Source organism: Lichenicoccus roseus (assembly GCF_005844085.1).
GTDB classification, from domain to species: domain Bacteria; phylum Pseudomonadota; class Alphaproteobacteria; order Acetobacterales; family Acetobacteraceae; genus Lichenicoccus; species Lichenicoccus roseus.
This window is the reverse complement of the sequence record NZ_VCDI01000001.1, coordinates 609504-634580: the sequence shown is the minus strand read 5'-3', so window position 1 is coordinate 634580 and position 25077 is coordinate 609504. Positions and strand designations below refer to the sequence as shown.

The 25077-nt window shown below is 67.8% G+C and carries 27 protein-coding genes; 18 read left to right on the top strand and 9 right to left on the bottom strand.

What is annotated here, in order from left to right:
• The first annotated feature begins 5 nt into the window (after positions 1-5).
• The 15 genes from rplE to FE263_RS02720 all read left to right on the top strand — a co-directional run bounded on the left by rplE (position 6) and on the right by FE263_RS02720 (position 9089).
• Complete coding sequence (rplE, locus tag FE263_RS02790; RefSeq protein ID WP_138324408.1) at positions 6-575, top strand: 50S ribosomal protein L5; 570 nt, start codon at positions 6-8, stop codon at positions 573-575.
• Positions 576-666: 91 nt separating this feature from the next.
• Complete coding sequence (gene rpsN, locus FE263_RS02785; protein WP_138324407.1) at positions 667-972, top strand: 30S ribosomal protein S14; 306 nt, start codon at positions 667-669, stop codon at positions 970-972.
• A 12-nt stretch (positions 973-984) separates the two neighbouring features.
• On the top strand, positions 985-1383 hold the full coding sequence (gene rpsH, locus FE263_RS02780) for a 30S ribosomal protein S8 (RefSeq protein ID WP_138324406.1): 399 nt from the start codon (positions 985-987) through the stop codon (positions 1381-1383).
• A gap of 10 nt (positions 1384-1393) precedes the next feature.
• Complete coding sequence (gene rplF / locus FE263_RS02775) at positions 1394-1927, top strand: 50S ribosomal protein L6 (protein ID WP_138324405.1); 534 nt, start codon at positions 1394-1396, stop codon at positions 1925-1927.
• Positions 1927-2289 carry a 50S ribosomal protein L18 gene (gene rplR, locus FE263_RS02770; RefSeq protein ID WP_138324404.1) on the top strand — a complete coding sequence of 121 codons (363 nt, stop codon included), beginning with the start codon at positions 1927-1929 and terminating at the stop codon, positions 2287-2289. Before rplF ends, rplR begins: the two co-directional genes overlap by 1 nt.
• Before the next feature lie 14 nt (positions 2290-2303).
• Positions 2304-2891, top strand: coding sequence for a 30S ribosomal protein S5 (rpsE, locus tag FE263_RS02765; protein WP_138324403.1), 588 nt, complete (start codon positions 2304-2306; stop codon positions 2889-2891).
• Entirely contained in the window at positions 2884-3114 is a 231-nt protein-coding gene (rpmD, locus tag FE263_RS02760) for a 50S ribosomal protein L30 (RefSeq protein WP_138324402.1), read from the top strand. Before rpsE ends, rpmD begins: the two co-directional genes overlap by 8 nt.
• Positions 3115-3116: 2 nt before the next feature.
• Positions 3117-3605 carry a 50S ribosomal protein L15 gene (rplO, locus tag FE263_RS02755; protein ID WP_138324401.1) on the top strand — a complete coding sequence of 163 codons (489 nt, stop codon included), beginning with the start codon at positions 3117-3119 and terminating at the stop codon, positions 3603-3605.
• Positions 3606-3704: 99 nt separating this feature from the next.
• Entirely contained in the window at positions 3705-5054 is a 1350-nt protein-coding gene (gene secY / locus FE263_RS02750; protein WP_138324400.1) for a preprotein translocase subunit SecY, read from the top strand.
• The gene (locus FE263_RS02745) at positions 5051-5713 is read left to right on the top strand and encodes an adenylate kinase (RefSeq protein ID WP_138324399.1); all 663 of its coding nucleotides are present in this window, start codon (positions 5051-5053) and stop codon (positions 5711-5713) included. The genes secY and FE263_RS02745 overlap by 4 nt, the downstream gene beginning before the upstream one ends.
• Before the next feature lie 217 nt (positions 5714-5930).
• On the top strand, positions 5931-6308 hold the full coding sequence (gene rpsM, locus FE263_RS02740) for a 30S ribosomal protein S13 (protein ID WP_138324398.1): 378 nt from the start codon (positions 5931-5933) through the stop codon (positions 6306-6308).
• 98 nt (positions 6309-6406) lie between these two features.
• Positions 6407-6799, top strand: coding sequence for a 30S ribosomal protein S11 (gene rpsK / locus FE263_RS02735; protein WP_138324397.1), 393 nt, complete (start codon positions 6407-6409; stop codon positions 6797-6799).
• Positions 6800-6917: 118 nt separating this feature from the next.
• Entirely contained in the window at positions 6918-7937 is a 1020-nt protein-coding gene (locus tag FE263_RS02730) for a DNA-directed RNA polymerase subunit alpha (protein WP_138324396.1), read from the top strand.
• A gap of 70 nt (positions 7938-8007) precedes the next feature.
• Positions 8008-8436: a 50S ribosomal protein L17 gene (gene rplQ / locus FE263_RS02725; protein WP_138324395.1), complete on the top strand. Its 429-nt coding sequence runs from the start codon at positions 8008-8010 to the stop codon at positions 8434-8436.
• A gap of 107 nt (positions 8437-8543) precedes the next feature.
• Complete coding sequence (locus FE263_RS02720) at positions 8544-9089, top strand: cupin domain-containing protein (RefSeq protein ID WP_138324394.1); 546 nt, start codon at positions 8544-8546, stop codon at positions 9087-9089.
• Here FE263_RS02720 and FE263_RS02715 read toward each other — a convergent pair.
• The 3 genes from FE263_RS02715 to FE263_RS21995 all read right to left on the bottom strand — a co-directional run bounded on the left by FE263_RS02715 (position 9086) and on the right by FE263_RS21995 (position 12804).
• Positions 9086-11218: a peptidase domain-containing ABC transporter gene (locus FE263_RS02715; protein ID WP_138324393.1), complete on the bottom strand. Its 2133-nt coding sequence runs from the start codon at positions 11216-11218 to the stop codon at positions 9086-9088. The two genes, FE263_RS02720 and FE263_RS02715, sit on opposite strands and share 4 nt — an antisense overlap.
• Positions 11215-12510: an HlyD family secretion protein gene (locus FE263_RS02710; protein WP_138324392.1), complete on the bottom strand. Its 1296-nt coding sequence runs from the start codon at positions 12508-12510 to the stop codon at positions 11215-11217. Before FE263_RS02710 ends, FE263_RS02715 begins: the two co-directional genes overlap by 4 nt.
• A gap of 120 nt (positions 12511-12630) precedes the next feature.
• On the bottom strand, positions 12631-12804 hold the full coding sequence (locus FE263_RS21995; protein WP_171033899.1) for a hypothetical protein: 174 nt from the start codon (positions 12802-12804) through the stop codon (positions 12631-12633).
• 299 nt (positions 12805-13103) lie between these two features.
• Between FE263_RS21995 and FE263_RS02705 the strand changes: the two genes are divergently transcribed.
• Positions 13104-16610 (top strand): transglutaminase family protein, encoded by a 3507-nt coding sequence (locus FE263_RS02705; protein WP_138324391.1) that lies wholly within the window; start codon positions 13104-13106, stop codon positions 16608-16610.
• A 15-nt stretch (positions 16611-16625) separates the two neighbouring features.
• On the opposite strand, the gene FE263_RS02700 is transcribed toward FE263_RS02705, so the two are convergent.
• Positions 16626-19073 carry a TonB-dependent receptor plug domain-containing protein gene (locus FE263_RS02700; protein ID WP_138324390.1) on the bottom strand — a complete coding sequence of 816 codons (2448 nt, stop codon included), beginning with the start codon at positions 19071-19073 and terminating at the stop codon, positions 16626-16628.
• A 130-nt stretch (positions 19074-19203) separates the two neighbouring features.
• A complete protein-coding gene (locus FE263_RS02695; protein ID WP_138324389.1) occupies positions 19204-20307 on the bottom strand; it encodes a zinc-binding metallopeptidase family protein in 1104 nt (367 codons plus the stop codon).
• Between the two features lie 240 nt (positions 20308-20547).
• Here FE263_RS02695 and FE263_RS02690 point away from each other — a divergent pair, with 240 nt between their 5' ends.
• Both FE263_RS02690 and FE263_RS02685 read left to right on the top strand, forming a co-directional pair.
• The gene (locus tag FE263_RS02690) at positions 20548-20802 is read left to right on the top strand and encodes a CsbD family protein (protein ID WP_138324388.1); all 255 of its coding nucleotides are present in this window, start codon (positions 20548-20550) and stop codon (positions 20800-20802) included.
• A gap of 46 nt (positions 20803-20848) precedes the next feature.
• Positions 20849-21022 (top strand): DUF1328 domain-containing protein, encoded by a 174-nt coding sequence (locus FE263_RS02685; RefSeq protein WP_138324387.1) that lies wholly within the window; start codon positions 20849-20851, stop codon positions 21020-21022.
• A gap of 79 nt (positions 21023-21101) precedes the next feature.
• Here the strand turns inward: FE263_RS02685 and FE263_RS02680 are convergent, their stop codons facing one another.
• The 4 genes from FE263_RS02680 to FE263_RS02665 are packed head-to-tail and all read right to left on the bottom strand — an operon-like array spanning position 21102 to position 25042.
• Positions 21102-21875, bottom strand: a complete 774-nt coding sequence (locus tag FE263_RS02680) for an SDR family oxidoreductase (RefSeq protein ID WP_138324386.1) — start codon at positions 21873-21875, stop codon at positions 21102-21104.
• A complete protein-coding gene (locus FE263_RS02675; protein ID WP_240758952.1) occupies positions 21868-22959 on the bottom strand; it encodes a LacI family DNA-binding transcriptional regulator in 1092 nt (363 codons plus the stop codon). The genes FE263_RS02680 and FE263_RS02675 overlap by 8 nt, the downstream gene beginning before the upstream one ends.
• A gap of 4 nt (positions 22960-22963) precedes the next feature.
• The gene (locus FE263_RS02670) at positions 22964-23899 is read right to left on the bottom strand and encodes an SMP-30/gluconolactonase/LRE family protein (protein ID WP_138324385.1); all 936 of its coding nucleotides are present in this window, start codon (positions 23897-23899) and stop codon (positions 22964-22966) included.
• A 3-nt stretch (positions 23900-23902) separates the two neighbouring features.
• Positions 23903-25042, bottom strand: a complete 1140-nt coding sequence (locus FE263_RS02665) for an ABC transporter substrate-binding protein (protein WP_138324384.1) — start codon at positions 25040-25042, stop codon at positions 23903-23905.
• Between the last annotated feature and the right edge of the window lie 35 nt (positions 25043-25077).

The following is a 25077-nucleotide window of genomic DNA, read 5'->3' as shown; positions in this document are numbered from 1 at the left end:
CGGACATGTCAGAAGCGACCACCCGCGCCAAGCCGCGCATGCAGCAGCGCTACGAGAGCGAACTCCGTGCGGCTCTGCGCGAGCAGTTTGGCTACAAGAACGTGATGCAGGTCCCGCATCTCGAGAAGATCGTCATCAACATGGGCGTCGGCGAAGCCGCCGGCGACCAGAAGAAGCTCGATGCCGCGGTTGCGGAGATGATGCTGATCGCCGGCCAGAAGCCGGTCAAGACGGTTGCCAAGAAGGCGATCGCCGGCTTCAAGATCCGCGAGGGCCTGCCGATCGGCTGCAAGGTGACCCTGCGCCGCAACCGCATGTATGAGTTCCTCGATCGCCTGGTGACGATCGCGATGCCTCGCGTGCGCGACTTCCGTGGCCTGCCGCCGAACAAGGGCTTCGATGGCCGTGGCAACTTCGCCATGGGCATGAAGGAGCAGATCGTGTTCCCGGAGATCAACTACGACAAGGTCGACCAGGTGCGCGGCATGGACATCATCTTCGTTACCAGCGCGAAGACCGATGCCGAGGCGAAGGCGCTGCTGAAGGGCTTCGACCTGCCGTTCCTGGCGTCCTGAACGTCGTCGGCTGCATCGTCGCTCAAATAGTTAATTTGTTTGGGAAGACCACCGGGACGGTCCCGGCAGGTTCCGGAGGATAGAACAAGGCATGGCCAAGACATCCGCCATCAACCGCAACCTGAAGCGGACTGCAATGTCGGTGCGCGACAAGCCGAAGCGGCTGGCGCTGAAGAGCATCATCATGGACCGCACCCTGCCGGTCGAGGATCGCTTCGAGGCGTCGATGAAGCTTGCCGAGCTGCCGCGCAACGGTGCGCGCGTTCGCGTCAAGCTGCGCTGCAAGCTGACTGGCCGGTCGCGTGCGAACTACCGCAAGTTCGAGCTGTGCCGCATCGCACTGCGGGACCTGGCCAGCAGCGGCCAGATCCCCGGCATGGTCAAGTCGAGCTGGTAAGGGGGAAGACCGATGTCGATGTCCGATCCCCTGGGTGACATGCTCACCCGTATCCGCAACGCGCAGCGTGCGCGCCATGCCGCCTGCATCGCGCCGGCGTCGAAGCTGCGCGCCAACGTGCTCGAGGCGCTTCGCCGCGAAGGCTATATCCGTGGCTTCAAGGCCGAGGAGCTGCGGCCGGGCATCGCCCAGCTGCGCATCGAGCTGAAGTACACGGACGGCGAGCCGGTCATCAAGGAGATCCACCGGGTCTCCAAGCCGGGCCGTCGCGTCTATTCGAAGATCAAGGAACTGCCACGGGTCTATGCCGGCCTGGGCGTTTCCATTCTGTCGACGCCGCGTGGCGTCCTGAGCGATGCAGAGGCTCGCGCCGCCAATGTTGGCGGCGAGGTCCTGTGCCGCGTGTTCTGAGGGGGGCATCATGTCACGTGTAGGCAAATACCCCGTCGAGATCCCGCAGGGCGTGCAGGTCGCGATCGTGGACGGAATCCTTACTGCCAAGGGCAAGCTCGGCGAGCTGAAGCTGCCGTTGTCGGAGCACGTCGAGACGACCGTCGCCGACAACCGCGTCACCGTGGTGCCGCGCAGCAAGGCGGCACCGTCCCGCATGATGTGGGGCACCACCCGTGCGCTGGTCGCTGCCATGGTGAAGGGCGTCTCGGCTGGCTACAGCAAGACGCTCGAGATCCAGGGCACCGGCTATCGCGCGTCGGTGCAAGGCTCCAACCTGGTGATGAACCTCGGCTACTCGCATGACATCGTCTATGCGATCCCGGCCGGCATCAAGATCACCACGCCGCGTCCGACGGCGGTGACCGTCGAGGGTGTGGACAAGCAGCGCGTCGGGCAGGTGGCGCTGGACATCCGGAATTTCCGGGCGCCTGAGCCCTACAAGGGCAAGGGCGTGCGGTACAGCACGGAAGTCATCCGCCGCAAGGAAGGCAAGAAGAAGTAATGAGCACGCAACAGGATCTGCGGGAGCGTCGGCGGGTTCGCCTGCGCTTCCAGCTTCGCCGCAAGGCCGGCGGGCGCCCGCGCCTGTCGGTGTTCCGCTCGGGCAAGAACATCTACGCCCAGGTGATCGACGACGTCGCCGGCCGCACCCTGGCCGCCGCCTCCTCGCTGGACAAGACGCTGCGCGAGCAGCTCAAGACCGGTGCGGACTCCGATGCGGCGAGCGCTGTCGGCAAGTTGGTCGCCGAACGGGCGATTGCCGCCGGCGTCAGCAACGTGGTGTTCGACCGCGGCGCCTATCTCTACCACGGCCGCGTCAAGGCACTGGCGGAGGCGGCCCGCGAGGGCGGCCTCGCGTTCTAAGGGAGGTCTCTCGAATGGCACATCAACCGAGAGAAGGCGGCCGCGACGGCAACCGTGGTGGCCGCGAGCGCGATCGCGACGGCGACGACCTGATCGACAAGCTGGTCACCATCAACCGCGTGGCCAAGGTGGTGAAGGGTGGACGTCGCTTCGCCTTTGCCGCCCTGGTGGTGGTCGGCGACCAGAAGGGCCGGGTCGGCTTCGGCGCCGGCAAGGCGCGCGAGGTTCCCGAGGCGATCCGCAAGGCGACCGAGCGGGCCAAGCGCACCATGATCCGCGTGCCGATGAAGGAGGGCCGCACCCTCCATCACGACGTCACCGGCCATTACGGCGCCGGCAACGTGGTGCTGCGTTCAGCGGAAGCCGGCACCGGCATCATCGCCGGCGGCCCGATGCGCGCGGTGTTCGAGAGCCTCGGCATCGGCGACGTGGTGGCGAAGTCGCTCGGCAGCCGCAACCCGCACAACATGGTCAAGGCGACGTTCGACGCCCTCGAGCGCTGCGCCAGCCCGCGTTCGGTCGCGGCGCGCCGCGGCAAGAAGGTTTCGGACATCCTGGGCAAGCGCGATGGCGCCCCGGCGCTGGAGACGGCCGATGTCTGACATCCCGATCTCCACGACCACCCTGGAGGCGCTGGTCGTCTCCACCGGTGAGCGGATCCGCATCACCCAGGTCGGGTCCGGCAACGGCCAGAAGCCTGGTCAGCAGGCCACGCTGATCGGCCTCGGTCTCAACAAGGTCGGCAAGACCCGCGAGCTGGAGAATACCGCGTCGGTGCGCGGCATGATCCGCAAGGTATCCCACCTCGTGAAGGTGGAGGGTTGAACATGGACCTCAATCAGCTGCGTGATAACGAAGGTTCCCGTTATCGCAAGAAGCGCCTCGGGCGTGGCATCGGGTCCGGCAAGGGCAAGACGTCGGGCAAGGGCGTGAAGGGCCAGAAGGCGCGCGAGGGCGTGTCGCTGAACGGCTTCGAGGGTGGCCAGCTGCCGATCTACCGGCGTCTGCCGAAGCGCGGCTTCCGCAACATCTTCCGCAAGGTGTATGCGCCCATCAACCTTGGCACGCTGGACAAGGCGATCGCCGACGGCAAGCTCGAGGCCGGCGCGACCGTCACCGAGGCGAGCCTGCGTGCAGCCGGCCTGATCGGCAGCGGCAAGTGGTCCGGTGTGCGTCTGCTGGCAGGTGGCGAGATCACCCGCGCGGTAACCGTCGATGTCGCCGGCGCGTCCGCGGCGGCGATCGCGGCGGTCGAGGCGGCCGGCGGCAGCGTCAAGGTGGCGGCGCCGAAGCAGGCGGCTGCGGCCGAGGCGTAGTCGTCTCGTCACGGCTGGGCTAGAACAGAGCAGCGTCTCCGCGAGGAGGCGCTGTTTGTTTAAGATCGGGCTGTTGGTCCGACAGAGATGGGGGGGCGCATGGCCGCCGGGGCCGAGCAGCTTGCAGCAAACCTGAATTTCGGCTCGCTGTCCAAGGCGACCGAGTTGTGGAAGCGTATCTGGTTCACCCTGGGTGCGCTCGTGGTGTACCGGATCGGCACCTACATCCCGGTGCCCGGCATCGACGCCACCGTGATGGGCCAGCTGCTGGCGCAGCACCAGGGCGGCATCCTCGGCATGTTCGACATGTTCACCGGCGGTGCGCTTGGCCGCGCCACGGTGTTCGCGCTCAACATCATGCCGTACATCAGCGCGTCCATCATCGTGCAGCTGATGTCGTCGGCGATCCCGTCGCTCGAGTCCCTCAAGAAGGAGGGTGAGCAGGGCCGCAAGAAGCTCAACCAGTATACCCGCTACCTGACGCTGTTCATCGCGCTGTTCCAGGCCTACGGCTTCTCGGTCGGTCTCGAGGCCATGCATGGCCGCAACGGCATGCCGGCGGTGATCGACCCCGGCATGTTCTTCCGGCTCTCCTGCGTGGTGACGCTGGTCGGCGGCACGATGTTCCTGATGTGGCTCGGCGAGCAGATCACCGCGCGCGGCGTCGGCAACGGCATCAGCCTGATCATCTTCGCCGGCATCGTCGCCAACCTGCCGCACGCGCTCGCGACCATGCTGCAGCTCGGCTACACGGGCGCGCTGTCACCCGTGTTCGTTGCGATCTTCCTGCTGATCGCGGTCGGTGTCATCGGCTTCATCACCTTCATGGAGTCCGCCCAGCGGCGGGTGGTGATCCAGTATCCGAAGCGCCAGGTCGGCAGCCGCATGTATGGCGGCGACAGCACCCACATGCCGCTGAAGGTCAACACCTCGGGCGTGATCCCGCCGATCTTCGCCTCCTCGGTGTTGCTGATCCCGGCGACCCTCTCGGGGTTCGCGGCGAACGGCAACAGCACCGGCTGGCTCGCCACCATCGGCCGGCTGATCGCGCACGGGCAGCCGGTCTACATGCTGCTGTATGCCGCGATGATCATCTTCTTCTCGTATTTCTACGCCGCGGTGACCTTCAATCCGCAGGAGACGGCCGACAACCTGCGCAAGCAGGGCGGCTTCCTGCCGGGCATCCGTCCGGGTGCCAATACCGCCACCTATCTCGATCGCATCCTGACCCGGTTGACCACGATCGGGGCACTCTACCTGGTGGTGGTGTGCCTGCTTCCGGAGATCCTGATCAGCCGCTACAACGTGCCGTTCTACTTTGGCGGAACCAGTCTGATCATCATCGTGTCGGTCGCCATGGACACGCGGGCCCAGATCACCTCGCATCTGCTGGCGCACCAGTACGAGGGGCTGATTCGCAAATCGCGCGGCAGGGTGAGAACGCGGTGAACCTGATCTTTCTGGGGCCTCCGGGCGCGGGCAAGGGTACGCAGGCGAAGCGACTGGAGAAGCTGCACGGCATCGTCCAGGTCTCGACCGGCGACATGCTGCGCGCCGAGGTTGCTGCGGGTAGCGAGATCGGCCAGCGGGCGAAGGCGCTGATGGCCAGCGGCCAGCTGGTGCCGGACGAGATACTGGTCGCCATGCTCGGCAGCCGGGTGCGCCAGGCCGACTGCGCCAACGGCTTCATCCTGGACGGTTTCCCGCGAACCGTTGGCCAGGCGGCGGCGCTCGACACGCTGCTGCACGATCTCGGCCTGCGGATCGACGCGGTGCTGGCACTCGATGTCGACGAGGCGCTGCTCGCGGACCGCATCGCCGGCCGCTACACCTGCGCCAAGTGTGGCGCCGGCTACCATGAGAGCTTCAGGCGTCCGGCGGTCGACAACACCTGCGATGTCTGCGGCAGCCACGACTTCATCCACCGGGCGGACGACAAGCGGGAGACCGTCACGGCTCGACTTGAGGCCTATCGCAACGAGACTGCGCCGATCCTGCCGCACTACGAGAGGCAGGGTCTGGTGCGTCATATCGATGGTATGGCCGAGATCAGCGAGGTCAGCCAGGAGATCGATACCGCCCTGCGCCAGGCTGTCACGGTAAGTTGATCGGCGCGAGTTGACTTGCCAGTCATGGCAAGTATAGTGCGCGCCCTCAGACCGGGACATACCGTGGCCCCTGGTGGCGACCGGGTCGCGGGGTAGCCGGACAAATCCGATCATACGCGAGCGGTCCTTGTAAAGGACATTCGCGGGACATACGAGCCGCCCAATTGGGCGAGTTTTCAATGCCCGGCTTCGGCTGGGCGCACGAGGAGTGATTGGCGTGGCGCGTATTGCCGGTGTGAACATCCCGACCAACAAGCGGGTCGTTATCGGCCTGCGTTACATCTACGGGATCGGCCCGGCGAAGGCGGACAAGATCGTCTCCTCGCTCGGCATCCCGGCAGAGCGCAGGGTGAACGAGCTGTCCGACGACGAGGTGCTGCGCATCCGCGAGCTGATCGATCGTGATTTTCGCGTCGAGGGCGACCTGCGACGCGAAGTGGCGATGAACGTGAAGCGGCTGATGGACCTGGGCTGCTATCGCGGCCTGCGTCACCGTCGTGGCCTGCCGGTCCGTGGCCAGCGCACCCACACCAATGCACGCACCCGCAAGGGCAAGGCGGTCGCGATCGCCGGCAAGAAGAAGGCGACCAAGTAGGCTCCGCCGCCTTCCGCATCCGAGACTTGGCGGCGTCATCCACCGGGATGGCGCCGTCTGGCGCATCAGGCGCCTCAGCATGAGCAGGACGAACACACATGGCGAAAGCCGCCGCACCACGCGTACGCAAGAAAGAACGCAAGAACATCATCTCCGGCGTGGCGCACGTGCTGTCCACGTTCAACAACACCATGATCACCATCTCGGATGCACAGGGCAACGCGATTGCCTGGTCGTCCTCCGGCAGCCAGGGCTTCAAGGGTTCGCGCAAGTCGACCCCGTACGCCGCACAGGTCGCCGCCGAGGATGCCGGCAAGAAGGCCCGCGAGCACGGCATGGAGACGCTTGAGATCGAGGTTTCCGGTCCGGGTTCGGGTCGTGAGAGTGCCCTGCGTGCGCTTCAGGCAGTCGGCTTCTCGATTACCGCGATCCGTGACATGACGCCGATCCCGCATAACGGCTGCCGTCCGCGCAAGCGCCGCCGCGTCTGATCCCCGCCGCCGGCCTCGAGCCGGCGGCGCGCGTGTCCCGATGCCGCTCCTGCCACCGGGCAGGAGCCCCGGTCGTGTTACCTTTTGGTCGCGACCTTCCGTTACGAAAGGCACCCCCTTGGTCCTCCAGAAGAACTGGCAGTCCCTGATCAAGCCGGAAAAGCTGGAAGTCGAGCCCGGCGCCGAGCCGTTGCGTACGGCGACCGTGGTCGCCGAGCCGCTTGAGCGCGGCTTCGGCATGACGCTCGGTAATGCGATCCGTCGAATCCTGCTGTCCTCGCTGCAGGGCGCTGCCGTCACCGCCGTGCAGATCGACGGCGTGCTGCACGAATTCTCCTCGATTGCAGGCGTCCGCGAGGACGTCACCGACATCGTGCTGAACATCAAGCAGCTTGCGCTCCGCATGCACGGCGAGGGGCCGAAGCGGATGACGCTGACGGCGACCGGCCCTGGCGAAGTGCGTGCCGGCCAGATCCAGGTCGGCCACGATATCGAGGTGATGAACCCCGACCTGGTCATCTGCACGCTGGACGACGGCGTGAAGCTCGGCATGGAGTTCACCGTCAACCTCGGCAAGGGCTACGTGCCGGCCGCGGCGAACCGTCCCGAGGATGCGCCGATCGGCCTGATCCCGATCGATGCGATCTACTCGCCGGTGCGCCGCGTCTCGTACAAGGTCGAGCCCACCCGCGTTGGGCAGGTGACCGACTACGACAAGCTGCTGCTGACGGTGGAGACCAACGGCGCGGTCGGTCCCGAGGATGCGGTGGCGTTGGCCGCCCGCATCCTGCAGGACCAGCTGCAGCTGTTCATCAACTTCGACGAGCCTCGTCCGGTGCGTGCGGAAGAGCCGCAGGACGACCTGCCGTTCAACCGCAACCTGCTGCGCAAGGTCGACGAGCTCGAGCTGTCGGTGCGTTCGGCGAACTGCCTCAAGAACGACAACATCGTCTATATCGGCGATCTCGTGCAGAAGACCGAGCAGGAGATGCTGCGCACCCCGAATTTCGGGCGCAAGTCGCTGAACGAGATCAAGGAAGTCCTCACCTCGATGGGCTTGGCGCTCGGAATGAACGTGCCGACCTGGCCGCCCGAGAACATCGAGGACCTTGCCAAGCGCCTCGACGAGCCGTTCTGAGCCTATTCTTTAGCTAGGGAGGCGGGACCCTTCGGGGTCCGCTTCTGGTCGACAACCAGGAAGAAGTACCATGCGTCACGGAGTTGCCGGCCGGAAGCTCGGCGTCACCTCGTCCCACCGGCTCGCCATGTTCCGCAACATGGCGGTGGCCCTGATCAAGCACGAGCAGATCACCACCACGTTGCCGAAGGCGAAGGAGCTGCGTCCCGTCGCCGAGAAGCTGATCACGCTGGGCAAGCGCGGCGGCCTGCATGCGCGCCGCCAGGCCTATGCGCAGCTGCGTGACGACGTCATCGTCTCGAAGCTCTTCAGCACCATCGCCGAGCGATACAAGACCCGGTCGGGCGGCTACACGCGCGTCCTGAAGGCCGGCATGCGCCACGGCGACGCCGCCGACATGGCGGTGATCGAGCTGATCGACCGCGACGTTGCGGCGAAGGGCCTGGATAGCGGCCCGCGCCCCGAGACGGTGGATGCCGAGGAAGGCTTCCCCAACTGACACCCCTGGTGGCGTGAGCGATCACGCCCGAAGCGGATCCTGAGAGCCCGGCGGGATCACCCGCCGGGTTTTTTCGTTATGGTCAGGGCAGAAGGGAGAGCGCGGACATGACCGGCAACGCGACGACCATCGTCAACATGTACACCGCACCGGAAGTCGCCGCCGACGTGCCATCGGCCTGGACGCATTCCCGGCGTGCGCTGACGCCGGCGATGGACGAGGCGGGGCCAGGGCGTTTTGGCATGGGCCGTCTCGGCATGAACGCCCGGCGGGTGCCTCCGGGCCACAGCGCGTGCCCGGCGCACACGCACCTCATGGCCGACGAGATCTTCGTCGTGCTCGAGGGAAGTGGCGTGTTCCGCTACGGCGATCAGGTGCATGCGATCGGTCCCGGAGACTGCATCTCCTGTCCTGCCGATACCGGGATTGCCCACCAGATCGCCAACCCGGTGACGCCGGACGGCACCGGCGACCTCGTGTATCTGGCGATCGGGGCCGAGCCACCAGGGGATGTCTGCACCTATCCCGACAGCGGCGCGCTGGTCGTCGATGGCCTCGGCCGGCACGGCTTCCTGCGCGAAGCCGGATACTACGAAGGGCAGCCGGAGCCGACGCCGCTCCTGGCGCGCGGTGGCGACGCCTCCAGACCCTAGTCGGCGATGCTGCGCAACGGCACCTGCGCCGTCGGCTCCAGCCGCAGCACCAGGTCGGCGCGTGCGATGGTGGCCGGGCGATGCGCCACGATGATGCGGGTGATGTCGAGATCCTGCAGTGCGCTGGCGACCAGTGCCTCGTTGGCGTCGTCGAGATGGCTGGTCGCCTCGTCGAGGAAAAGGATCTCCGGCCGGCGGTAGAGGGCGCGCGCCAGCACGATGCGCTGCTTCTGCCCGCCGGACAGCGAGCTTCCCATGTCGCCGACCAGCGTCTCGAAGCGCATCGGCATGCGCGCGATGTCGTCGACGATGGCGGCGCGGAAGGCGCAATCCTCGATCCAGGCCTGATCGGGATGCTCGTCGAAACCGGCGATGTTCTCGGCGATCGATCCGGCGAACAGTCCGTCATCCTGCAGCACCCCGGAGATCCGGCTGCGGTAGGCGTCCAGGCCGAGGCTGCGTATGTCGGCGCCGTCCAACCGGATGCTGCCCTCCTGCGGCGGGATCAGGCCCATCAGCACCTTGAGCAGCGTGGTCTTGCCGCAGCCGGAGGGGCCGACGATGGCGACGCTCTGGCCGGCCTGGACATGCAGGCTGAGATTGCGCCAGATCCAGGGGTCCTGGGCTCCGTAGCGAAGCGCCAGGTCCTCGCCGCGCAGCCCGTCGGCGACGTGCCGCTCCGACCGCGGCTCGCGTGCCACGGCGGGCACCAGGGTGGTGCGGGCTTCCGGCTCGGCCTGGGTGATGTCGGACAGCCGGCTGGTCTGCACGTCGAGCATGCGCAGCTCGAACCAGCCCTTGACCAGGCTGCCGGCGCGCATCGAGAGCTGGTCCTTGTAGGTCAGGAAGGCGACCAGCATGCCGACGCTCATCTGGTCGTGCATCACCGCGCGCGCGCCGAGTGCCAGCATGACGATGCGGTCCAGGCCGAAGATCAGCTCGCCGGCGCGGGTGAACACGATGTCGAGGCGCTGCAGACGCAGACGGGCGTTCAGGCTGTCGACCAGGTGGTTGATCCAGGCTGCGCGCCGTCGTTCGCGCAAGCCGAGCAGGCGGACGCTGGCCGCACCCCGTATGGTCTCGATCAGGTGGGTCTGCTGGCGGGCGTCATGGATGATCGCCTCCTCGCTGCTCTCCCGGTAGGCGCGCAGCATCACCAGCCGCAGGCCGAGGTCGAGGAAGGTCGCGATCAGTGCGATCCAGCCGAGCCAGCCACCGTACAGGAACAGCATGCCGGCCATTCCGATCGACATCACGCCGTCGAGCAGCGCCTGCACGAAGCCGGTGGTCAGCGTCTTCTGGATGGCGGCCAGCGAGCCGAAGCGCGACAGGATGTCGCCGACGTTGCGCTTCTCGAAATACTCCAGCGACAGCCGGCTGAGATGGTCGAACAGGCTGCTGTACCATTGCAGGCTGACGGTGCTGCCGATCAGCATGATCGCCCAACTGCGCGCGGTGTTGATCAGCAGCTGCAGCAGCAGCAGCAGGCCGAGCCCCATGGTGATGGTGAGCAGCAGGTCGTGGTCGGCCGAGACGATGGCCTCGTCGATGATCACCTGGGAGCCGACCGGCAGCAGCAGCGCCGCCACCTCGACGCCGAGCGACAGCATGGCGATGCGCAGCAGGGCAGGGCGCAGCCCGGCGACATGCCGGAACAGGTCGCGCAGCCGCAGCCCGCTGCGTTCGTCGCGCCGGGTGAAGTCACGCGTCGGGATGGTCTCGAGGGCAACCCCGGTGAACTCGCGCGACACCTCGTCGAGCGGCACGGTGCGGCGGCCGCGGGCGGGGTCGTGGATCACCACGCTGCGGGCGCCGACCTCGGCCAGCACGACGAAATGGTTCATCCCCCAGTGCAGGATGCAGGGGCGCTGTAGCTGGCCGATGGCATCGATGTCGAGGCGCAGCGGGCGTGCGGTCAGTCCCACCGTCTCGGCGATCTGGATCAGCGTGCGCAGGGTGGTGCCCTTGAGCGAGACCGCGTGGCGCTGCCGGAAGGTGGCGAGGTCGATCGGCCTGCCATGATAGCCGAGCACCATGGCAAGGCAGGCGATGCCGCATTCCGCCGCCTCGGCCTGCAGCACGATCGGCAGCCGGCGGCCGAAGCCGAAGCGCAGCGGGCCGGTGCTCACGGGGCGGGTCCGCGGCCAGCCACCGCGCCTACGCTGCGTTCCAGCGAGATCAGCGGGTCGAACAGCCACTGGTAGAGCCGGCGGCGGTCGAGCGCGATGTTGGCCTCCACCTGCATGCCCGCCTCGAGCGGCCGATGCTGGCCATAGGTCAGCACGTAGGGCAGGTCGGGCATCACCACGATGCGGTAGTATTCGCCACCATCGCCGGCCTGTCCGCCTTCGACTGCCCCGCCTACCGTTGCGCCACCTTCGATGGTCATCGGGGCGCGGGTGATCTGGGTGACCCGGCCGCGATACAGGCCGAAGCGCTGGTAGGGAAACGCGGCGTAGCGCAGCAGCACCGGTGCGCCTTCGCGGATGAAGCCGATGGCGGCGCTGGTGACGTACAGATCCGCCTCCAGCGTCTGCGACCGCGGCAGCAGCGTCAGCAGGGTGCTGCCGGCTTCGACATGCTGGCCGACATGGGCGCGTATGGCGGTCAGCGTGCCGTCGTCCGGCGCCAGGATGCTGATGGTCCGCTTCGCCTCGTTCTCGGCGACCTGCTGGTCGAGGCCGGCGATCTGCCGGTCGAGGTCGGCCAGCTCGCGGGCGAGGTCGCTGTCGAAGCGGCGGTAGCGCGCGGCGGTCTCCGCCAGCCGGCCGTCGACCTCTAGGCTGGATTGCAGGAACTGGGCGTGGGTCGAAAGCAGCTCGGTATAGGTGTAGATCTGGCTCTGCAGCTGGGCGTCGGTGGCAATGTGCTGCTGGGCCGCGTCCTGCAGGCGGGCGAGCGAGCGCTGCACCGCCGGCATGGTCTGGTTGTCGAGATCGATCTGCAGGGTCAGCTGCCGGCGCTGCTCGGCGAGGTTCTGCAGGGCCAGGGCGAGCGACTGCTTGTCGATGACGGCGGCGGTCTCGCGCAGGCTGCGCTGCTGCTGCAGCAGCCGGCGCTGGCTGGCGAGATCGGCCAGGATGTGCAGCTGGGTCGGTCCGCTGGCCGAATTGGCTTCCATGTCCAGCACGAACAGCGGCTGTCCACGACTGACATGCCGCCCCTCCACGGCATATTGCCGGGCCAGGATGCCGGCAGCAGGCGACTGGATGGTGATCAGGCCGGTTGGCGGCAGCATTCGTCCGCCGGCATGCACCCGGCGGGTATAGGTCCCGGTGCAGACGAACAGCACCGTGGCGGCGAGGAAGACAGCCGTCATGACGGTCGCGACGCGGACGGGGATCGGCTGGGCGACCTGCACGCGGCCCAGCCACGCATCACGCCTGGCTTCGAGTGCCTCGCTCCGGAACAGGCTCTGCATCGCTATGACTGGTCGAGAACGTGGCGGACCAGCCGGTTGTTCCACCGGTGGCCCGCGTAGGCAAGGGTCCGCAGGCTGCCGGAACAGGCGTCCGGCAGCACCACGGAAGCTTCGGTGGTCTTAGTACCCGTCGGGGTGGTGGATCGCCGGGGTGGCGACATAGCCATCCGGGTGGTGGATCGCCGGGGTGGCGACATAGCCGTCCGGATGATGGATGCCACCGACCACGTGGTCGATCTCGTTCAGCTCGAGGGTGCGGATCTGGGCGATGGTCGTGGTCTTGGTGTCAGACATCATGAGGTCCTTTTGACTTCCATGGCGTTCAGTTTGATCGAGAGCATGCCCGGCGCAGTCCGCGAAGCCCATGAGGGGGCCTTCGGAAAAGCGGCGGTCAAGCACCCGGGGATCCGGATAACACAAGTCTAGCGCTTAAAGACAGACCGTTTCGGAGGCGTGTGGAACCATTTTCGCGTAGATTAACATAATCGACACAGGGCCGTCCGAGGGCCCCGCCCGCACGTGGGGCATTGGCGGCATCGCGGGAGCGTGGGATCAGTACCTGAAGCGCCGCCTTTCCCGGGAGATGCCGCCACGTGACGCTGCATGTTAGTCTGACCCATCGCACCAGCTATCGATATGATCGCGCGATCAGCCTCGGCCCGCAGACGATCCGCCTGCGCCCGGCACCGCACTCCCGCACCCCGATCCTGGCCTACTCGCTGCGGATCGAGCCCACGGGGCATTTCCTCAACTGGCTGCAGGACCCGCAGGGCAATTTCCTGGCCCGGGTGGTGTTCCCCGAAAAGGTCACGCATTTCGACGTCACGGTGGATCTGCTCGCCGACATGGCGACGATCAATCCGTTCGACTTCTTCCTCGAGCCCGAGGCGGAGACCTGGCCGTTCGCCTACGACCATGTGCTGGACGCCGAGCTGCTGCCGTTCCGCACGCCGCTGCCGGCCGGCCCGAAGCTGAATGCCCTGCTCGCCGGTTTTCCGCGGGAGAGCCAGCGCACCGTGCCGATGCTGATCGCGCTCAATTCGATGCTGCGCGACCGCGTCGACTACATCGTGCGCATGGAGGCGGGTGTCTGGACGCCGGAGGAGACGCTGTCCGAGGGACGCGGCTCCTGCCGGGACTCCGCCTGGCTGTTCGTGCAGGTGGCGCGCCATCTCGGCCTCGCCGCCCGGTTCGTCTCCGGCTACCTGATCCAGCTCAAGCCCGACCCCGACACCCAGGGCAGCGGGCCGCAGGGGGCTTCGGCGGACTTCACCGACCTGCATGCCTGGGCGGAGGTGTATCTGCCGGGTGCCGGCTGGATCGGCTTCGACGTCACCTCCGGGCTGTTGACCGGCGAGGGACATATCCCGCTCGCCGCCAGCCCCGAGCCTGCCTCGGCCGCACCGATCAGCGGCTTGGCCGAGCCTGCGGAGACCGGGTTCAGCTTCGAGATGGGCGTCCGCCGCATCGTCGAGACGCCGCGCACCACCGCGCCGTACGACGAGGCGACGTGGCAGGCGATCCTGAGCGCCGGCCAGTCGGTCGACCGGGCGCTGGCGTCGAGCGACGTGCGGCTGACGATGGGCGGCGAGCCGACCTTCATCGCCGAGGGTGACATGGATGCCGAGGAGTGGAACAGCAGCGCCCTCGGGCCGACCAAGCGCCCGCTGGCCGGGCGCCTGCTGCGACGGCTGGTGCCGCTCTGGGCGCCAGGCGCTGCGCTGCAGTACACCGTCGGCAAGCACTATCCGGGGGAGCAGCTGCCGCGCTGGGCGCTGCAGGCGCATTGGCGGCGCGACGGCGTGCCGGTCTGGCGGGACCCGTCGCTGCTCGCCTCCGACGACGACCACATGCCGGGCGAAGGCGGGGCCGACGCCGACGACGCGCACGACTTCGCCCGCGCGCTCGCCAGCCGGCTGCAGGTCGACCCCGAGCGGGTGCTGCAGGCATACGAGGACATCCACTATTACCTGTGGCGGGAATATCGCCTGCCGGCCAACGTCATCGCCGAGGCGGCCAACCTTGCCGATCCGCTGGAGCGGGCCAGGCTGGCGCGCGTGTATGGCGCCGGCCTCTTGTCGCCGACCGGAAGCGTGCTGCCGCTACGACGTGTTAGGCGCGGGGCGAATAGCCGCATCTGGCAGACCGGGCGCTGGCTGCTGCGCTCCGACCTGCTGTTCCTGGTGCCGGGGGACAGCTCGATCGGCTTCCGCCTGCCGCTGCAGAGCCTGCCCTGGGCCGATCCCGCCGCCACCGAGCAGGATGTCGAGGCCGACCCGTTCGCCCCGCGCCCTCCGCTCGCGCCCCCCCGGACCGTGCGCTCACCCGGCCCGCCGGCTGCCCGGATCGTACGCCCGGATGAACTCGTGCCGCCGCTGACGAACGGTATCGATGCGCCGGACGGGCTGCCGCCGGATGCCCTCACCAGTCCCGATCAGGTCGGCCGCCCGTTGCCGCAGCGCCCGCCGGCGCCGCTCGCGAGTGCCGACTTCGCCGGCCAGTCGCTCGACGCCATGCGTCCGCAGCCGGCTGCCGAGGCGGACTATCCGGAGGAGGAGGACGCGCCGGACGATGCCGTGCGCATGGTCCGCACCGCGCTGACGGTGCAGAGCCGTGACGGAATCCTGCATGTCTTCCTGCCGCCGCTCTACGCAGCCGAGGATTGGCTCGACCTGGTCGCGGCGCTGGAGGCAACGGCGGTGGAGATGGACCGCAGGATCGTCATCGAGGGCTACGCACCACCGCACGATCCGCGCCTGCAGAGCTTCTCGGTCACCCCCGATCCCGGCGTGATCGAGGTCAACGTGCATCCGGCGGCAAGCTGGCCGGAGTATGTCGAGCGCAACCAGCAGCTCTACGACGAGGCGAGGGCGGTCGGTCTCGGCACCGAGAAGTTCCTGCTCGACGGCCGCCATGTCGGCACCGGGGGCGGCAACCATGTGGTGATGGGCGGGGCGCAGGCCGCAGACTCGCCGTTCCTGCGCCGGCCCGACCTGCTGAAGTCGCTGCTCGGCTTCTGGCACAACCATCCGAGCCTGTCGTACCTGTTCTCCGGCCTGTTCATCGGCCCGACCAGCCAGCATCCGCGCATCGACGAGGCACGCCAGGACAGCATTCCCGAACTCGAGATCGCGTTCGCGCAGATACGCCCCGGGGCGCATGTGCCGCCGTGGCTGGTCGACCGGCTGCTGCGCAACCTGCTGGCCGACATGACCGGCAACACCCACCGCACCGAGTTCTGCATCGACAAGCTGTATGCGCCGGAGAGCAGCTCCGGACGGCTTGGCCTGGTCGAGCTGCGCGCCCTCGAGATGCCGCCGCATCCGCGCATGGCGGCGGCGCAGTCGCTGCTGCTGCGTGCCGCCATCGCCGCGTTCTGGCAGCACCCGTACGAGCGCCGGCTGATCCGCTGGGGTACCCGCCTGCATGACGATTTCATGCTGCCGCACTTCGTCGCCGAGGACCTGCGCGACGCGCTGGAGGATCTCGCCAGCTTCGGCCTGCGCCTGGACCCGGCATTCTTCGCGCCGCACCACGCCTTCCGTTATCCGCTGATCGGCGAGGTACAGGTCGGCGGCATGACGCTCGCCCTGCACCAGGCGCTCGAGCCGTGGCCGGTGCTTGGCGAGACGCCCGGCATCGGCGGCACGGTGCGGCATGTCGACAACTCGGTCGAGCGCGTGCAGGTGACGGTGACGGGCTTCTCGCCGGAGCGCTACGTGCTCGCCTGCAACGGCAGCGAGGTGCCGCTCTCGGCGACGTCGGAGGCCGGCACCTATGTCGCCGGCGTGCGCTTCAAGGCGTGGCAGCCGGTGTTCGGCATGCATCCGGTGCTGCCGGCGCAGACGCCGCTGGTGTTCGACCTGTACGACCGCTGGTCCGGCCGTTCGGTCGGCGGCCTGACGCACCACACCGCACATCCCGGCGGCCGCAACTACGAGACCCGTCCGGTCAATGCGGCCGAGGCCGAGGCCAGGCGCCGCGCGCGGTTCCTGCCGTTCGGCCACACGCCAGGCCCGATGGCGCCCCCGAAGGCCGAACGCGCGCCGGAACTGCCGCGCACGCTCGATCTGCGACGGGTGGCGCTGGGTGCCGGGTGATCGCGGTGCCGTTGCTCAGAACGTGTAGTTGAGCCTCGCATAGTAGAAGCCGCCGTCGATGCCGATCTGCGCCGCGTTGATGTCGTACGGCAGCGTGCCGAGATAGTTGGTCGCGGCCGGCTTCATGCGCGGATAGATGTCGAACAGGTTGTTCGCGCCGACCGCCAGATGCCAAGCGTGGGTCAGCCGGTAGCCGAGTTCCAGATCGCTGATCCAGCGCGGCGAGTTGTTGAACTCGTAGAAGATCGTGTTGGACAGAGCCGAACTGCGTGTCGCGCCAGTGTAGATCGTGAGGTCGTCGGTGGTCTGGCCGTAGCGGGTGACGCGCAGCGTGGTGTCGAAGCGGCCCTCCGTCCAGGTCGCGCCGAGGATGATCTTCGAGCGCGGCGAGCCGCGTGTCAGCGAGGTCGCGGTCTGCGCGTTCAGCAGGCTGCGGCCGTTCAGGTCGTCCGCCACGTGATGCAGGACGCTGCGGTTGAGATCGAGCCCGAGGGTCCAGTCGATGCGGCCCCAGTCGATCCCGTTCCAGTCGCCGAGCCGGCTCAGATAGTCCGCCGAGATGTCGAGCCCCTGGGTTCGCGTGCTGGCGCCGTTGGAGAAATAATAGGCGCTGACGCTGGTCGGGTTGATCCCGCCGGGCAGGGTGATGCCGGTGCTCTGGATCGCGTTGATCGCGGTGGCGCCGTTGTAGACGCCGCCCGCCACGATGCGGTCGCGTATGTTGATCTGGTACACGTCGGCGGCGATGTGCAGGTTGTGCACCGGCTCGGCGACCAGGCCGGCGCTGACGTTGGTGGATCGTTCGGGTTTCAGCGGCTGCGAACCGAGCGCCCTGGCACCCGGCGTGGCTACCCCGAGGATGCCGCTGGCGGCGGTCGGCGAGACATTCAGGTTGGAGAAATGCTGCTCGGCCAGGGTGGGCGCCTGGAAGCCGTTCGAGACGGTGGCGCGCAGCGCGTAGTGCGGCGTGATGTCGTAGCGGGCGGAGAGCTTGCCGGTCTCCACGTCCTTGGCATCGGTATAGTATTCGTAGCGCCCGGCCACATCGATCTCCAGATGCCGCAGCGGATGCAGGTCGAGTTCGGCGTATGCGGCATACACGTCGCGCGACCAGGTGCCGGCCAGCGCCGGCAGCAGGCCGGGCAGTCCCTGCGCACCGGTCCCGGAATAGGAGTCCGGCTCGCCTGCCCCGAGGGAGTATTCCTCGTAGCGATGCTCGGCGCCGAGGGCGAGGTTGGCCGGCAGCGCCATGAACGGGATGGCGAGCGGGCGCTTCAGGTCGAGGTTGTTGGTCCATTGCGCGTCTGCATAGCTGGCGACGGCGAAGTTCGTCGGCGCCAGCAGGGTGTCGGCGATGCTGGTATTGGCCGAGTTCTTCACCCCGATATTGTCCTGGTCGGCGCCCCAGGTGGTCGACAGGTCCCAGGCGAATGACAGCAGGTCGTCGCCACGCGCGCCGATCGTCACGCCGTAGTCGTTCTCCTCGATGGTCTCGGCGGGCTCGTAGCCATCCGGATAGACCACCGGATAGCTGGACGGCAGGCGATACTGCTCGAGGGCCTCGGCATGACGGTGCCCATAGGTGAGGTTGCCGTACAGCGTGACGTCCGGACCGACATCCTTCTCGGCGTTGATGCCGAAGGTCTCGCGCGTCTGCTCGGGGTTGCCGAGGATCTGGTTGACGCCGGTGCCGGTGCGCAGGTCGGTACCGGTGCGGTCGGTATGGTCGCTATGCACGAACTCGGCGCCGATCCGTATGAAGCCGTCATCGCCGAGCGCGGCGCCCTTGTCGCCACTGACGCTGGTGGAGAAGCCGTCGCCGGCATAGGTCTGGCCGAACAGCGCCTGCGCCGAGCCACCGGTGGCTCCGCCCTTGAGGATGACGTTGACGACGCCGGCGATGGCATCCGAGCCGTACTGGGCGGCGGCACCGTCGCGCAGCACCTCGATATGGTCGATCATCGAGGCCGGGATCATGTCCAGGTCGACCGGCGTCGCGCCCTGCTGCGGTCCGGAGTCCGCGTAGATGTTCGCGGTGGTGTGGCGGCGCTTGCCATTGATCAGCACCAGCACCTCGTTCGGGTTGAGCCCGCGCAGGCGGATCGCATCGGTCAGCGACCCGGTATCGCCGCCATAGGTCTGGCGCGTGATCGAGGGCAGCAGCCGCACCAGCGCATCGCGCAGGTTCACCTGGTCGGTGCGACGCAGCTGGACGGCGCTGACCACGTCGATCGGGCTCACGCTGTCGCGGGCCTTCTTGCGGCCGGACCGCGAGCCGGTGACGATGAGGCTCTCGGCCGGTGCCGCCGGCGCGGCGCGCGATGACGCGGGCTGCGGCGCGCGCGGTGCGGGGGTAGCGGCATCCGGTGCCGCCTGGCCGGGCTGGGCTGCCCGGGCCAGCAGCGGCGAGGCCACCAGGATGGCGGAGGCCAGCAGCGGCAGCCGGCGGGATTTGTAGGTCAAGGCACGAAGTTCCCATCGTCGCGATCAGAACTACGGCTTATGGGGGTGCATCTGGCAAAGCAAGATGGCGCGTCGTGGTTCAGGACTGGTCGCGACGGCTAGGTTGCGGTTTGTTGCGGGCGTGCCACGGTCAGCCTTCGAGCGTCGCGGCGCCCGGCAGGTCTCGCCGGGTCTCCTGCAGCATCTGGTGGATGAAGCCGAGCTTGGTCCGCACCGGATCGGTGATGATGAACGGATACAGGTCGGCCAGGCCCATCGAGCGGTTCAGGTTGTTCATCGCAAACGTCAGCGGCAGCCATTGGTCAACGATCGGCTTCATCGTCACCGAACGGTATGGATCGATCGCCACCTCGACGGTCAGCGACGAGGACTGTTCCACCTTGGGATGCACGCCCATGCCGAAGGCGTTGGCGGTCTCGAGCGTGTCCATGATGTGCAGGTAGTGCGCCCAGGTCTCGGCAAAGTCCTCCCAGGGGTGGCTGGTCGCATAGGAGCTGATGTAGGCGTTCTGCCAGTCGGGCGGCGGCCCCTCCCGGTAGTGCCGGTCGAGTGCCGCCCCATAGTCGACGGTATCGTCGCCAAACACCTCCCGGCATGCGGCCAGCCGGTCGCCGTCGCGTATCAGCCGGTCCCAGATCCAGTGGCCGACCTCGTGCCGGAAGTGCCCAAGCAGGGTGCGGTAGGTCTCGTGCATCTGGTTGCGCATCTCCTCGCGATGCGCGTCGTCGGCTTCCTGGATGGCGATGGTGATGACGCCGCCCTTGTGGCCGGTGAGTACCCTCGGCTTGCCGGAGCGGTCGTCGAGGAAGTCGAACACCAGGCCTTCGGCAGGATCGTCGATGCGGTTGGCGAGCCGGACGCCGAGCCGTACCAGCGAGTAGAACAGCCGATGCTTGGCGGCCTCGAGCTTGCGCCAGAGCAGCATGTCGGCCGGGTCGGCCAGGTTCGGGATGGTGCGGTTGTGGCGGCAGGCGATGCAGAACGCCTCATCGCCATCGGCCTGCATCAGCCAGTTGCAGACATCGTGCCGGGCGTTGCGGCAACGCCGCACCCGCACCATGGGGTCGGAGACCAGCGTGAAGGTGTCGCCGCCGCGGTCGCCCTCGCGATCGGGGACCAGTGCCTCGAGGCCGCCGCGGTCGGGCATGTAGCCAAGCGGGGAGGCGCAACTCTCGCAGCTGTGGTTCTCGAAGAACAGCAGCGCGCTGCAGTGCTGGCAGTTGAACAGCTTCATGGCGCGGGTCCCGGACCTGTCTGGCGGCTATGCCACGGCCTTTTGTGTCGCAGCAATGCGCGGGCCGGGCAGGGGTTGCCCGCCGGGGGTGGCACGTCGAGGACGCCGCACGCCTGCCAGCGAGGGATGATTTGGCAACGGTCGCGGCGCATCCGCCGCGGGGATCGCGCGTTGTCAGAGCCGTGCGGCGCCCCGTGTGGGAGCGCAGGCAGCAACGTAGACAGACATGGAGCAAGCAGGATGGTCGATACCAACCGGATTCAGGGCGCCGCCGAGGAAGTGATCGGCCGCGTGCAGGATGGCGCGGGCGGATTGCTGGGTGACACCGCCTCCCAGGCGAAGGGCAAGGCGCGCGCCGCCGCCGGCCAGGCGCAGGGTGCCTATGGCGAGGCGCTCGACACCGTGCGCGATCTCGCTGCCGACCAGCCGCTGCTCGCCCTCGGTGTCGCGACCGTGCTCGGCTTCATCATCGGTGCGATCTTCGCGCGTCGCTGATCCCGCCTGATCCCGACCCCAGTCCCGCTGCCCTGGAGATCACCAAATGCTCAAGCTCGCCCTGCTCTTCCTGGTCATCTCGATCGTTGCGGGTATCTTCGGCTTCGGCGGCGTGTCCGCCGCAAGCGCCGGCATCGCGAAGATCCTTTTCTTCATCTGCATCGTGGTGTTCGTAATCTTCCTCGTCCTGGGTGTGATGGCAGGCAAGGCAATCTTCTAGCCGTTCGCCTGTCTCCTGGCCTGAGCGCAGGAGCGAGCCGTTGCCCGGGGCCAGGGGAGTGCCCCTGGCCCCTGGCGCGCTATCCCCGGCCCACGAAGGGCATATTTGTGGCCATCACCATCATGGTCTGCACGTTGGCCTCCAGCGGAAGCGACGCCATGAACAGCACCGAGCGCGCCACCTCGCTGACATCCATCACCGGTTCCGGCATCATCTCGCCGTTGGCCTGGGGCACACCGCCCTTCATGCGCGCCGCCATCGGCGTGAGCGCATTACCGATGTCAATCTGGCCGCAGGCGATGTTGTAGCGGCGACCGTCCAGCGACAGCGACTTGGTCATGCCGGTCACCGCGTGCTTGGTGGCGGTATAGGCAATCGAGTTGGGACGCGGCGCATGCGCCGAAATCGATCCGTTGTTGATGATCCGGCCACCTTGCGGAGCCTGATCTCGCATCAGCCGGAACGCGCCCTGTGCGCACAGGAATGACCCGGTCAGGTTGATCGAGACCACCCGCGACCAGTCATCGAAGGACAGCTCGTCGGGTGAAGCGGCCAGGCTGACGCCGGCATTGTTGAACAGCAGGTCGAGCCGGCCGAAGCGCGCGCGCAGTGCCGCATAGAGGTTGTCGACCGAAGCCGGGTCGGCAACGTCGGTCGGATGCACGAGGACGCGGTCGGTCGATGCCCCCGCAATATCGGCGGTTTCGCGCAGGGTCGTCTCGGTGCGTCCGGAGAGAGCGACCGACCAGCCATCAGCCAGCAGCGCGAGCGCCACCGCCTGCCCGATGCCGCTGCCGGCTCCGGTCACCAGGGCGACCTTGGTTGCTGCTGGATTTGAAGCTGTCTCAGGCATGGCTCGCCTTCCTGTGGTTGATACCCGCCGGGCCGGCGGCCCGGGTGGTTCCGCGTTCGAGCAGGTTGAAGCCGATGTCCAGGCGCCGGTCGAGGGCCGGCTGCTGCAAGCCGCCGGCGCCGGTGGAGGGAGGCGCCACCAGCTCGATGATCATCCGTCCGGCCGCGCGCCCCATGCCGGGGAAGTCGGTGGCGATCGTGCTCAGCGGCGGGACCAGCTGCTGGCCGATATCGAAATCCCCGAAACCGAGCAGCGAGATCCGTCCGGGCACGGCGATGCCGCGGCGCTGGCATTCGGACAACGCGCCGACCGCCGACAGGTCCGAGATCGCGAACACCGCCTCGACATCCGGCGCCTGCGCCAGCAGTGCCGCCATCGCCTCGGCACCGTGGCGATACGAGTTCGGCAGGCCGCCCTCCGCGAGTGCCAGTGACGTCGGCAGTCCGGCTGCCGCCACCGCCGCCACGAAGCCACGCAGTCTTGCCTCGCCACGGGTGTCGATCCGGTCGCCGTCCCGCCCGGGTCCGATGGCCCCCAGCTTGCGATGTCCGAGGCCGAGCAGGGTGTCCGCGGCGGCTCGACCGGCCGCCTCGTTGGAGAGGCCGATGGCGTGCGCCAGCGGCTGGTCGGGCAGCTCGGCGATCTCGATCACTGGCGGCCGTCCCGGCTCCAGCAGCCGGCGTGTCGCCGGGCTATGGCCGGTGGCGGCGAGCACCAGCGCCTCCGGCCGTCGCGCCAGCATGGTGCGGATCTGGCGTTCCTCCTCGGCCACGCTGTAGCCGGTATAGCCGATCAGCACTTCGTAGTTGGCCGGGCGCAGTGCCTCGGTCAGACCCTCCGCGAGCGAGGCGAAGTTGGCGTTGTTCAAGGTCGGCAGCACCAGGCCGACAAAGCCGCTGCGCCGCGTCGAGAGGCTGCCGGCGGCGCGATCCGGCACGTAGCCGAGTGCGGAAACCGCCTGCTCGACACGGGCCTGCGTTGTCGGCAGGACGCCGCCCGATCGATGCAGCACGCGTGCGACGGTCATGCGCGACACTCCCGCCAGCCGGGAGACGTCGCGCAGCGTCGCCTTGTCTTCCCTCACCTTGTCAGAGGGGGACGGCGCCGCGGATGTTGAGGTAGATCGCGTACACCTCGTGGGTCGCGCAGATGAACAGGCGCGAGCGCGCACGGCCGCCGAACGTGACGTTCGAAACCGTCTGAGGAACGCGGAGCTTGCCGATCGGCTCGCCCTCGGGGGTGACGCAATGCACACCGTCGCCGGCGCTGGTCCAGATGTTGCCTTGCTCGTCGGCCCGGAAGCCGTCCGCCACCCCGACATCCGGCTTGTAGAAGAAGCGTGGCTCCGACAGCCGGCCGGCATCGCTGTCCAGCACGTCGAAGACGCGTATCTCGCGTGCCCAGTGATCCTCGTGCATGCGGCCGGTATCGGCGATGTACAGCCTGCTCTCGTCCGGCGAGAAGCACAGTCCGTTGGGGCCGCCGAATGCGTCGCTGACCAGGCGTAGCGCGCCGGTGTGCGGATCGATACGGTAGACGCTGGTGGGCAGCTCCTCGTCGGCGCGGCCCTCGCCCTCGTAGTCCATGATGATGCCGTAGTGCGGATCGGTGAACCAGATCGAGCCGTCCGACTTCACCACCACGTCGTTCGGCGAATTCAGCCGCTTGCCCTCGAACCGGTCGGCAAGCACCGTGATGCTGCCGTCATGTTCGGTGCGGACCACGGCGCGCTGGCCGTGCAGGCAGGAGATCAGCCTGCCGTCGCGGTCGCGTGTGTGGCCGTTCGAGTAGCGGCTCGGCTGCCGGTAGACCGACATGCCGACACCCTCGATCCAGCGCATGATGCAATTGTTCGGAATGTCGCTGAACAGCAGGCAGTCGGCATCGGCGATCCACACCGGCCCCTCGGTCCAGCGAAAACCCTCGCCGAGTTTCTGCATGCGCACGCTGTGCACCAGGTAGCGCTTGAAGCGCGCGTCGAGGATCTCGTAGTCGGAGCCCGTGCGGACCGGTGGTTCAGCCATGGATCATTTTCCCCAGATTTTGGCGTAGGCGTCGCGGTAGCCGTTCGCCGGGTCGTACAGATCGTGCTTGCCGCCGTCGTCATCGACATTCTTGGCCACCACCAGATGCACCGGCGCCACGTAGCCGGACGGAGGCTGGCCGGCAAACGCCCGGTTCAGCTCGTCGATCGTCTGCCAGCCTTGCAGCAGCAGCGGTTCCGGTACGGTGGCGGCCTGGTACTGCACGCTCCGTATGCGCTCGTAGGCGGAATTGCTGCCGTCGCCCGCGCTGATGTTGACCGGCGGACCGGCGGCGTCGGCACCGGCCGAGATCAGGGGAGGCCCGATGAAGTCGTAATAGAGATCGTTGATCGCCAGCGAGTACGTCCATTTCTTGCCGTAGCGCTGCAGCAGCGACGTCGTGAGCTGCGACATGCGCGTCGAGGTCTCGGCCAGCGGCGTGTCCTCGAACGACAGCACCGTGCAGCCCGGGCAGCGCTTGATCGCCGTCTCCATCATGCGCGCCTTCGACAGCGCGATCGCGTAGGCGCTATCGGTGAAGATGACGACGCCGGCATGGCCGTCGCTCTGCGCGATGGCATAGTCGGCGGCGACCTCGGCGACACGCGCGCTGTCGCTGCCGATATTGCTGAACACGTGCTGCGCCTCGACCGGGCCTGGGTGCGCGGCGCCGTGCCAGGCCACCACCTTGATGCCCTGCGCCTCGGCCTGGCGAATGCTCTCGGCGTTCTGCACGATGTCGAAGCCGCCGATGATGATGCCGTCGGGCTTGAGTGCGATCGCCTGGCCGAACACCGAATGCACGCCCGACACGCTCCCCTGGCCATCCAGGATGCGCACGGTCCAGCCGATGCGGCCGCCTGCTTCCTTGACGCCGTCGGCGGTCTCCTGGATGCCGCCGTTACGCATGTCGCCGGCGATGTAGACCACGGTCTTGCCGGCAGCCGCCTTCGGACCGCTGGTGGGGCCGTCCCACGTGGTGGCCGGCGCGGTTGCCGCCGCGACGGTGGCACGGGCCTGCGCCACCACGTCCTGCGCGTGCGCCGCCTGCGGCATCGCGAGCCCGGCTGCCGCCACGGCGACCGCGATGGCCGCAGTGCCGCCGGCCAGATCACGGCCCCTGCGTGTGATGCGGATGGTCATTGTGTCGTCTCCCGTGTGGCCCGCGATGACGCGGT